The sequence below is a fragment of the Lancefieldella parvula genome, from assembly GCF_963530955.1.
GTDB classification, from domain to species: domain Bacteria; phylum Actinomycetota; class Coriobacteriia; order Coriobacteriales; family Atopobiaceae; genus Lancefieldella; species Lancefieldella parvula_A.
Map to the genome: position 1 here is coordinate 1 of NZ_CAUSFQ010000051.1, position 9,804 is coordinate 9,804.

11 protein-coding genes are annotated in these 9,804 nt (G+C 46.8%); 8 read left to right on the forward strand and 3 right to left on the reverse strand.

Going from position 1 to position 9,804, the window contains the following annotated elements:
* The 5 genes from RWJ43_RS04440 to RWJ43_RS04460 form a co-directional block, all read left to right on the forward strand.
* On the forward strand, window positions 1–677 hold a 677-nt coding region (locus tag RWJ43_RS04440), incomplete at its 5' end, for a polyphenol oxidase family protein (RefSeq protein WP_314008261.1).
* Window positions 678–754: 77 nt separating this feature from the next.
* Window positions 755–1,516: a YggS family pyridoxal phosphate-dependent enzyme gene (locus tag RWJ43_RS04445; protein ID WP_396427223.1), complete on the forward strand. Its 762-nt coding sequence runs from the start codon at window positions 755–757 to the stop codon at window positions 1,514–1,516.
* Between the two features lie 61 nt (window positions 1,517–1,577).
* The gene (locus tag RWJ43_RS04450; RefSeq protein WP_313994232.1) at window positions 1,578–2,258 is read left to right on the forward strand and encodes a cell division protein SepF; all 681 of its coding nucleotides are present in this window, start codon (window positions 1,578–1,580) and stop codon (window positions 2,256–2,258) included.
* Window positions 2,259–2,309: 51 nt separating this feature from the next.
* Window positions 2,310–2,549 (forward strand): YggT family protein, encoded by a 240-nt coding sequence (locus tag RWJ43_RS04455; protein ID WP_314008270.1) that lies wholly within the window; start codon window positions 2,310–2,312, stop codon window positions 2,547–2,549.
* A gap of 79 nt (window positions 2,550–2,628) precedes the next feature.
* Window positions 2,629–3,264 carry a DivIVA domain-containing protein gene (locus RWJ43_RS04460; RefSeq protein ID WP_314008273.1) on the forward strand — a complete coding sequence of 212 codons (636 nt, stop codon included), beginning with the start codon at window positions 2,629–2,631 and terminating at the stop codon, window positions 3,262–3,264.
* Window positions 3,265–3,343: 79 nt separating this feature from the next.
* On the opposite strand, the gene RWJ43_RS04465 is transcribed toward RWJ43_RS04460, so the two are convergent.
* Window positions 3,344–4,357, reverse strand: a complete 1,014-nt coding sequence (locus tag RWJ43_RS04465; RefSeq protein ID WP_314008276.1) for a TIGR03915 family putative DNA repair protein — start codon at window positions 4,355–4,357, stop codon at window positions 3,344–3,346.
* Window positions 4,329–5,738, reverse strand: coding sequence for a putative DNA modification/repair radical SAM protein (locus RWJ43_RS04470; protein ID WP_314008279.1), 1,410 nt, complete (start codon window positions 5,736–5,738; stop codon window positions 4,329–4,331). Before RWJ43_RS04470 ends, RWJ43_RS04465 begins: the two co-directional genes overlap by 29 nt.
* A gap of 178 nt (window positions 5,739–5,916) precedes the next feature.
* On the opposite strand from RWJ43_RS04470, the gene RWJ43_RS04475 reads away from it, so the two are divergent.
* From RWJ43_RS04475 to metK, 3 genes are all read left to right on the forward strand, one after another.
* On the forward strand, window positions 5,917–7,341 hold the full coding sequence (locus RWJ43_RS04475; protein ID WP_314008282.1) for an HD domain-containing protein: 1,425 nt from the start codon (window positions 5,917–5,919) through the stop codon (window positions 7,339–7,341).
* 131 nt (window positions 7,342–7,472) lie between these two features.
* Window positions 7,473–8,198, forward strand: a complete 726-nt coding sequence (locus tag RWJ43_RS04480; protein WP_314008285.1) for a TetR/AcrR family transcriptional regulator — start codon at window positions 7,473–7,475, stop codon at window positions 8,196–8,198.
* A gap of 190 nt (window positions 8,199–8,388) precedes the next feature.
* Complete coding sequence (gene metK, locus RWJ43_RS04485) at window positions 8,389–9,651, forward strand: methionine adenosyltransferase (protein WP_314008287.1); 1,263 nt, start codon at window positions 8,389–8,391, stop codon at window positions 9,649–9,651.
* Between the two features lie 5 nt (window positions 9,652–9,656).
* Here metK and RWJ43_RS04490 read toward each other — a convergent pair.
* Window positions 9,657–9,804: DUF6541 family protein (locus RWJ43_RS04490; protein WP_314008290.1), on the reverse strand; the 148-nt coding region annotated here is incomplete at its 5' end.

Here is a 9,804-nt window from a genome sequence, read left to right on the forward strand (position 1 = left end):
TGGGCAGTAGGTGTGGAGACAATCTGCAACAGGTGCAAAAGAATCGCCAGCTGGTCTTAGAGGCTCTTGGAGCTGGCGAGTTTTTCTCGCAACTCCTTATTCCTCATCAGGTACATGGAAGCAAGGTAGTTTGTCTGACTTCCAATACACCAGAGGCTTTTGAACAGGCTCAAGCTGAGGCAGAAACTGGTGCAGACGCCATAGTATGTACGGTTCAAAATACGCCTGTGATGTTGGCGTTTGCCGATTGTGTGCCCGTAATTCTTGTAGCTCCCGGCGGATTTGCGGTGGCGCATTCTGGCTGGAAAGGCACAATTGCCCGCATTTCTGCGCGCGCAACCGAGGCGCTTTGCCAGGCAACTGGCGCCAAATCTTCCGAGGTCAAAGCATATATTGGTCCGCACATTGGCGGCGCTGACTACGAGGTTTCTCCGGAGCTCATTCAGATGTTCTCACAAGAGTTTGGTCCCGGCGTTGTAGGCCGTGCATCTGGCGAGAGGTACTTAGATCTTGGATATGCCGTCAGAGCCGCACTGGTAGATGTTGGTGTACGCGCGTCTGCTATCGAAGAGGTTACTGACTCGACCGCCTCTACAACTGAGCGGTTCTTCTCGTACCGAGCAGAGCATGGCAAGTGCGGAAGACACGCGGCTGTTGCTTACATGGCGTCAAAGTAGGGTAGAAGACGTTTAGCGCTATCGGAGAAGGTGTTTAGGTCTACGCCAAAAGTCGTTAAACGTTACGTAAGATGTTGATGTATTCACCGCAAGAGATGATGGCTATGACGTACGATTCAGATGAATATCTTGAGTTTATAAAGGCTCGTAGAGCTCAGATTGAGTCACTTGTGGCGGATGCTGCAAAAAAGTCCGGCAGAAGCGCCTCTGAGATTGAAATTGTGGCCGTCTCCAAAACCGTTCCTGTTGAGGCTGTCCTTGCAGCTTATAAGGCTGGCTATAGGGTTTTTGGCGAGAATCGCCCACAAGAGCTGACACATAAACTGACGTGTTTATCTGAAACTCCTTTTGCGTCTGAGATAACTTTTGACATGATTGGTAATCTTCAGAAGAACAAGATTAACCAGGTAGTTGGTAAGGTTCGCTACATTCATTCAATTTCTTCCGAACATCTTGCAGAGGCGGTTTCAAAGCGTGCTGAGGTGAAGGGTACTGAGGAGTCTGTTCTACTTGAGGTAAACGTCTCCGCTGAAGCCTCAAAATCGGGTTTCTCACCAGAAGAAGTGTCTGAGTCTATTCAAAAGATTGTTGAGCTTCCGCACATTTCTGTTGTGGGTCTGATGACTATGGCACCAAAAGATGATCCAGAGCGCGCCAAGAGAACATTCTCAGGACTTCGAGAATTGCGTGATCGCTTAAGCCAACAAGTTGGTTTGAAGTTAGATGTTCTTTCTTGCGGCATGAGTGATGACTTTACGTATGCCATTGAAGAGGGTTCTACGACTATTCGACTGGGTCGAGTATTGTTTGACCCAGCCTATACGTTGAGTGGGCACTAAAATAGTTGCAAGTTTTTGATACAGTAGTAAGAAGTTACGTGCGTTACAGAAAGGCACAATGATGAGCATTCTTGATACGCTAAGAGCAAAGCTTCGTGGTGGTCAGGACGATGAGTACTACGACGATGAGTATTACGGCGATGAGGGCTATGACGAGGTAGATGAAGCTTCTCCACGTTCATACGATGATCGTGCACAGCAAGGCTCTTCCAACAGACTACTGGGCAATCCATCCAGACCAGAGGCAGAGAGCGTTTCTGTGTATACGCGCTCTGGCAAGCCAATCAGCACAAATCCAGCTGCTTCTTATAATCCTCAGCAGGATATGCGCTCCCGTGCTTCTGCGTATGCATCTCGTCAGGAGCCTTCTGGATACACTCCTTCTTACGAGCATACCGTGAGCCCAAATCTGCCAACTCCTGGTGATATTGGTCTTCGTCCTGTGAGCCGTACAAGCTATTCCGGACAGCTGCCACCATACGTTCTTCGTCCTGTTTCTTATGACGATGTTCAGTCGGTAGTTCGCCGTGTTCGTACTGGTCAGCCAGTTGTCCTTATCTTTAAGAACACCAACATTGAGGTTGCCAAGAGAATTTTGGACTTCAGTTTTGGTCTTTCTTATGGACTTGACGGAGCTGTTGAAGAAGTTGCTGACCGCGTTTTTGTTGTACTTCCTCATGGTGTCTCTTTGACGCAGGCTGATCTTGATAAGCTTGCTGATGAGGGCGAGATTACCAGGTAACTGGAGGTTTTTGTGTTTTCATATTATGTCTTGAACGCGCTCTATACTTTGTTGAGGATTTACAGCTTCTGCATTGTGGTATGGTGCCTGTCCTCTTGGATTACCGTTTCTAATGATTCGGTTAGAAACATTCTTAAGGCTATTGGCAAAATTGTTGAGCCATATCTCAATGTGTTTAGGAAGGTGATTCCTCCAATTTCTGGCGTCGATCTCTCGCCGATTGTTGCACTTTTTGTGCTTAATCTTGTGGAACGTTTTGCCATTTCGACGCTGGGCCTTATACTAATATAGGAAACTAGTTTGTCTTTAATTACAAACTGAGTAGTTATGATGTGTGGTACGTCTACTCGCAGACTGAAAGGGAACAAAGATGGCAATCACACCAGCAGACATCGAGCAGCAGACATTCTCTCCTGCTGAGACCGGCTACAATCCAGAGGAAGTTGACGCATTTCTTGAGCAGCTCTCTTCTGAGGTTGATGCAATGCTTCAAAAGATCGCTGACCTTAAGGGCCGTCTGACCAGCACTGAGCAGCAGCTTGCTGCAGCACAGGCTCAGGTTGCAAACCTTGAGGAGAACGCAAGCGTTCCTTCTGTTGAGGAGACAAACGCTGCAGCTATTGCTGCATCCGAGCACCAGATTTCTCAGGTCCTCATTGTTGCTCAGCAGAGCGCAGATAAGCTTGTTGCAGACGCTCGTGCAAACGCAGAGCGCATTCGCAACGAGGCAGACCAGAAGGCTCGTGAGGTTATCCGTCAGGCTCTTGCAGAGAAGCAGACTGAGCTTGATGAGATTGATCGCCTCAAGCAGTCCCGTGAGGACTTCCGCGCTGAGTACCGTAAGCTCCTCCAGCACTTCCTTGATGATGCAGATTCTGTCTTCCCAGAGACCGTTCTTACCAACAATACTCCAACTGGTTCTCAGAATGCTGCACAGCCTGCAGCACAGCAGACTCAGGTTTCCGCACCTGCACCTGCAGCTGGTGACTTCAACGATCTTGACTAAGTTATAGTCACTTTATTTGAATTGATAAGCGCTCAGCTCTGCTGGGCGCTTTTTTTGTAAGTCTTCTTAAGCAGCAGCCTTACAACCCAGAGGTAAGCTTTTGGTTAAACACTTGCTTTTGTTCTATATGATGCACATCCTTTCTGTTTTCTCGCCCCTGATAGCAATCGGGCACGCCTTGGCTACGCGCAGCTTCTGCACTTGTGGTTGCGGTAAGCTCAGGGAGCCCTTGCCAGACACGCTTTGGCATCCAATGAGCGCGCAAATCGTATCCTCTTTCTGCAGGTCCGCGACCTTCTAGACCAACTCCTTCGTAGAAGCGCCTCCACATGGCTTGTACGTATTTCTCATCAGTTGCAAGGTCTGTTCTAGAGAGCAGCTCTTCTAAAGAAGTGTCATCAAGCTGAATGGTTCCAAAGGTCTTCATTTCTGGGGCATAAAAACTGACTATATGGTGAGCTGGATCAACAATAAAAAACCGCTCTGTACTCATTCGTTTGACAAAGTAATTGCAGGTTAGTGGTACTACGTTTGCATTAGGCTGAAATACAGACATAAAAGAGCCGTCTGACATGCGAGAAAATCGAACAAATTGACGCGTGTGCTCTCGCTCAGTTTCTACCTGCCTAGCTAATGCATTAAATTCTGCTACGGTTGGGTCAGCAATATCTTCAAGTGCTCCTATGCCGTAGGAGAATGCAAGACGGATGTACCTATGCACAACCTCTGGCATAGCATGAGCATCAGAAGCACATGCCAAAACGATGCGACGTGTTATCTCTCTTGTTCCTACTTTCTTCTCTAGACCTGTAAGAACTCGTCTAGCTAAGGCAACTACTGAGTCATCAGAGGGGTCTGGTCCACAGAGAACATGCTCCCCAAGACTAGGCTGACAAAAGCTTTCTCTAACAAGACGTACGTGTGCTGGGTTAGCATGCGAGAGATAGGTGAGCCCTACAGCCCCTACAACGCCTTCTAAGCTTGGATTGCAGGAGATAACAACCTTCTGAGGCTTGGAGAGTCTTGTAAGCCTCTGAACAAGCGAGACAAGCTCTACACTTTGATTAGAAGAGCCTGAGTTGAGAGGACTCAATACGACGTCTCGTTTTGTTGTACGAACTTGCTTTGGCATCAGCAATTACCCTCTGTTTAATCAGTTCTTGGTCAAGTGGGGCTGAGGCATCTCTTACGCCACAGCAGGTGAGAAAATGGTGTGATCGTTTGAGCTGTATTCCTAGCCGTTTAAGATCATCAAAGGTGAGACGAGACCGTTTTCTTGCAGCAATAATTCTTCGTGCACCGGTAGGGCCAATACCGGGCACTCGTAAAAGTATTTCTAGTGGAGCATCCATAATCTCTACGGGAAATTGATTAAGATGTGCCAGCGCCCAGCCAAGCTTTGGATCAATTTCTAAATCAAGCCAAGGTGCTTCTGGAGAAACCAGCTCATCAGGAGAAAACGCATAGTAGCGCATAAGCCAATCAGCCTGGTAGAGACGGTGTTCCCTGCGGAGGGGAACGGGAGTGTCCAGCTCAGGAAGACGATTGTCTTCTATAACAGGAATATAGGCAGAAAAGAATACTCGTTTTAACTCAAATTGCTGGTACAGCGATTGAGACAAGTGCAATATTTGATTATCCGATTCTGGAGAAGCTCCAATGATAATTTGAGTTGATTGCCCAGCAGGCGAGAAGGACCTCTTGCCCGAAGATACTCTTGATGAGCGCATAAACGTGTTCTTTAAACAGTTGGAACGTAGAGCTAAACCTTCTTTTATAATCTGCTTCTGAGTAGGAATAACAATGCCCTTAGATTTTCCAGCAGACTTCACAATGCCCTTTGATGCATTTTTAGCTTCAAGCAATTGCCTTTCTTCAGAGACGCGTAGGCGGTGAATGAAAGACATGGGTTTAGTAACCGTTTCTGCGTTTTTGTGAGGACAAAGTTTAGTAAGTGAGGTTGAGCTAGGTAATTCCAGATTGACGGAGAGTCTATCTGCTAAGCGGCCAATAGCATCAATAAGATCTGGATCTGTTCCGGGAATTACTTTTGCATGAACATAGCCGTTAAACAGCAACTCATTCCTAAGGTAGGAGAGGCATTCAATCATGAGTTCTGTGGTGTGGTCTGGCGATCCTATAACACCTGAGGAAAGAAAGAGCCCCTCTATGTAATTTCTTTTATAGAAATCTACGGTAAGCTCTGCTAATTCCTGTGGTGTAAAGGTAGCCCGCTTGGTTTGTGCAGAAGATCTATTGACGCAGTAAGCACAGTCATAACAACAAGCATTAGAAAGTAAAACTTTTAGCAGCGTAATGCAGCGTCCATCAGGAGTAAATGAGTGGCAGCAACCTGCTGCTGAGGCCATTCCTACCTTTCCTGCCTGCGGATCTCTGTCTACACCAGAAGAAGTGCACGCCGCGTCAAATTTGGCTGCATCTGCAAGTATGGTGAGTTTATCAAGAGTATCCATGGCAGTAACTTTCTACTTGAAAATAGAACGTCTGTTCGTATACTTAGACTATCACGAATAAAAAAGAAGTAAAGAAAAATTTAGAACAAATGTTTGTTATTTTAAAACCGTAGAAAGGATGTGAATGACGTGTGAAGGATGTATACTTTTCCCATCAGCAACTGCGGAAGGAATGGCCATGAGCATACAAAAAAACAGCTCTTCACCATGCCTTTCTCGCCCTGTGAATTTACAAGTTCCCACGCATGCCTTGTGTGCATTAGAAGTTCTTGAAGATGCCGGATTTGAGGCGTGGATTGTAGGCGGCTGGGTACGAGACGCCCTACGCGGCTCATTTGCCCATGACATTGACATCACAACATCGGCAACGTGGCAGCAGAGCAAAGCAGCTTTTGCGGCTGCAGACATTCCTGTGCATGAAACAGGTATTGCATATGGAACTGTCACTGCTGTTGTCGAGAAGCATCCTATTGAGGTCACAACGTATCGCTGTGACGGAGAATACTTGGACGGTCGTCGTCCTGATTCTGTGCAGTTTGTCTCTCGTATAGAGGAAGATCTTGCTCGTAGAGACTTCACTATTAATGCAATGGCATATCACCCAAAGAGGGGATTGCTTGATTTTTATGGCGGTCAAGAAGATTTATCTGCACGCGTAATTCGCGCTGTTGGGGAGCCTAAGGTTCGCTTTACAGAGGACGCTCTTCGCATGCTTCGAGCATTGCGGTTTGCATGCAGACTCTCGTTTTCAATTGAGGAGAAGACACATCAGGCACTTACTGAGTGTGCGACGCTACTCTCTCAGGTTGCATCTGAGCGTATTTGTTCGGAAGTGGCTCAGATTGTTGAGGCTGGCCATACTGCCCATGCTATCAAGCTGGGATTTCCTGTTCTAGCGATAGCAATTCCAGAGCTCTTACCACTTCAAAACTTTGATCAAAGAAGTCCGTATCATGCTTATGACGTGCTGGAACATACAGCTCGAGTCTGCTCTGCAACAGAGGCTCTTACAGCAGGGTGTGCTACTCCCGCTCTTAGGTGGGCGGCGCTTCTACATGATATTGCAAAGCCAGAAATGTTTAGCGTTGACGCAGATGGAAGAGGCCATTTTTATGGTCATCCAGAAAAAGGTGCAATCGTAGCAAAAGCCTTGCTTAAACGTTTAGCTTTATCGCAGCATTTGAGTAATGAAGTTTGTGCTCTTGTGGCATTGCATGACTATGATGTGGACGTTACAACCGCGTCGCTTAGGCATATGGTTGCCCTGTTAGCCGAGGCAAGTAAATCGGATGGCATTGCCCTTGCGTATGACCTTTTGACGTTGAAGCAGGCTGATGCCTTGGCAAAGGCAAATCCGTATCGCAGCTACGCAGTAACGCTTGAGGCTATGAGAGAGCTCCTCTTACACGAGGCAAAACAAGAAATTGCTCAGCATCCACAAGAGTTGTGCGTTTCGGGCGCAGAAATTATGGAAGCACTTTCTCTTCAGCCAGGACCTGCTGTGGGTGTGTGTCAACGTAGGCTTTTTGAGCTTTATTTAGCAGGTCAAGTGGAGAATAGGAAAGAAGATCTTCTCGCCATTCTCTCTAAGGGTAATTGGTAAAAATAATAAAGAGTGCCAGATTAAAACAATAAAAAAGTCAGGCCTTTGTATTTTTCTAGGTTCGGCAAAACGGTATAGTAAGCATAAAAAATTATCAGAGAGGCGTCATTTTATATGACGGATAGTGTCGTATGGGGGAGTTCATGGGCGAGAAGCGCGATTATATTACGTTAGAAGTCATACATCACAATGCTTATGAACAGCAGCCTACAGAAGAACCCGAGACTCCAGCTCCTTCTATTTCTCATATTCGTGCTGAAGCTCGTACTAAGAAAAGTGCAGCTACACGTAAGCGTATTATGCACGAGACAACCAAGCTTATGCTTGCTCGTGGAAATACCAATTTCAAAATGAGTGAGATTTCTGATAGAGCTCGTCTTTCAAAAGGTGCGCTGTATTACTACTTTTCCGATAGAGAGGCCCTTTTGCAGGCAATCTTTGACGAGAGTGTTGATGAGCTTGCAAAAGATATTGCGCATACCATTGGTAATAAGCCCGCCTCAAAAGAGACGCTTCACGCAATCATCGCTCAACTTGCTGCTCATATTTTGCCTGACTCACCTTTGGTTTTGGCTTTAATTAACAAGCTTGCAAGCTCTGAGCAGGCGCTTATTACCAACATTGAAGGACCACTTTCTCGCGTGGTTGTTCTCCTTGCTAATCAGCTTGAGATGGGAAAATTGCAAGGCTTTATTCGTCAGGGTGTTGATTCAAGACTTGCTGCCTGTTCTATTACGGGGGCATTGGTTCTCTCGGCTATTGGTCTGATGGGAGAGCGTCACGGTGCGGAGGGTTCTGATGAGCTTGCACAGAATCTGCTAGATATGACACTTGCGGGCATTGGAATAGATGAGTAATCATACGTATTTTTGCATAATTCCAGGTTAACTATGCTATTTAAAGAGCGCCCTTGTGGTGCTCTTTTTTCAAATTTTCTTGACTGATCCTGCTCAAAAGTGTCTTTGGTGGGTATAGTAAGAGTAGTTGCGCGTAGAAGAACGCAAACATTCTGCATAAGCAGAGAAGCCATGCGTGAAAGGACAGTTCATGGCACACAAAAACCATTTGTTTACCTCAGAAAGTGTTACTGAGGGACATCCAGACAAGGTTTGCGATCAGATTTCTGACGCAATTCTTGATGCAATCCTGGCAAAAGAGGCGGAGCTTGAAGAGCGTGGGTACGTTTCTCCAAGTGGTGTTCCTGCTTGCTTGGACAACGTTCGTTGTGCATGTGAGACTTTTGCTACTACAGGAACTATTGTGGTAGCAGGAGAGATCCGCACTCAATCCTACGTTGATGTCCAGGAGATTGTTCGTAATACTCTCAGAAATATTGGCTACGACCGCGCTAAGTATGGTTTTGACTGCGAGACCTGCGGCGTTTTAAGCCTCATTCACGAACAAAGCCCCGATATTGCTCAGGGCGTTGATCAGTCCTATGACACGCAGGCAGGACGTACTACCGATCCGCTTGATCTTATCGGCGCAGGCGATCAGGGTATGATGTTTGGTTTTGCATCTGATGAGACCGATGTTCTTATGCCGATGCCTGCTTATCTTGCTCAGCGTCTTGCTCAGCGCCTTTCAGAGGTACGTAAGTCTGGCGAGGTTGAGTACTTGCGTCCAGATGGTAAGACTCAGGTTACCGTTCGTTATGAGGACGAGAAACCCGTTGAGGTCACCGCTATTGTTGTTTCCACGCAGCACGCTCCAGAGATTGAGGACATGTCCGTTATCAAGCAGGACATGATTGACCACGTTATTGCTCCTGTTATGAGCGAGGTCAACATTGCTTGGGATAACGCTGACATTTACGTTAATCCAACTGGTCGCTTTGTTGTTGGCGGACCTATGGGAGACACAGGTCTTACCGGTAGAAAGATTATTGTTGATACCTATGGCGGTATGGGCCGTCATGGTGGCGGCGCTTTCTCTGGAAAGGATTGCACCAAGGTTGACCGTTCAGCAGCATATGCAGCGCGCTGGGTTGCCAAAAACGTCGTAGCAGCAGGCCTTGCAAAGAAGTGTGAAGTTCAGCTTGCCTACGCCATTGGTGTTTCTCATCCACTGTCTATCATGGTTGATACCTTTGGCACTGGTATTGTTGATGATGCTGTTATTGAGCAGGCTATCGAGAAGGTCTTTGATCTTCGTCCTGGTGCCATTATCAGAGATCTTAAGCTGCGCCGTCCTATCTTCTCTAAGACAGCGGCATACGGACACTTTGGCCGCAAAGACCCAGACTTCACATGGGAAGCAACTGATCGTGTTCAGGAGCTTAAGGATGCAGTTTCTGCAATTCAGGCATAACGTTCTTACAAGGTAATCTTGTACAACCTCATAGAACCTTCTTCCAGCACCACCTCAAAACCTGGGGTGGTGTCTGTTATTTGCGTGATACCTCTGAATGTTCCAGGTTTGTAGGTACTGGTAACAGCGTTGGAGTAATGAACACCGTTGTTC

Excerpts from the sequence above, each read along its gene's own strand:
- RWJ43_RS04445 (WP_396427223.1), top strand. The coding sequence starts at position 755 with ATGTATTCACCGCAAGAGATGATGGCTATGACGTACGATTCAGATGAA.
- RWJ43_RS04450 (WP_313994232.1), top strand. The coding sequence starts at position 1,578 with ATGAGCATTCTTGATACGCTAAGAGCAAAGCTTCGTGGTGGTCAGGAC.
- RWJ43_RS04460 (WP_314008273.1), top strand. The coding sequence starts at position 2,629 with ATGGCAATCACACCAGCAGACATCGAGCAGCAGACATTCTCTCCTGCT.
- RWJ43_RS04470 (WP_314008279.1), bottom strand. The coding sequence starts at position 5,738 with ATGGATACTCTTGATAAACTCACCATACTTGCAGATGCAGCCAAATTT.
- RWJ43_RS04475 (WP_314008282.1), top strand. The coding sequence starts at position 5,917 with ATGAGCATACAAAAAAACAGCTCTTCACCATGCCTTTCTCGCCCTGTG.
- RWJ43_RS04480 (WP_314008285.1), top strand. The coding sequence starts at position 7,473 with ATGGGGGAGTTCATGGGCGAGAAGCGCGATTATATTACGTTAGAAGTC.
- metK (WP_314008287.1), top strand. The coding sequence starts at position 8,389 with ATGGCACACAAAAACCATTTGTTTACCTCAGAAAGTGTTACTGAGGGA.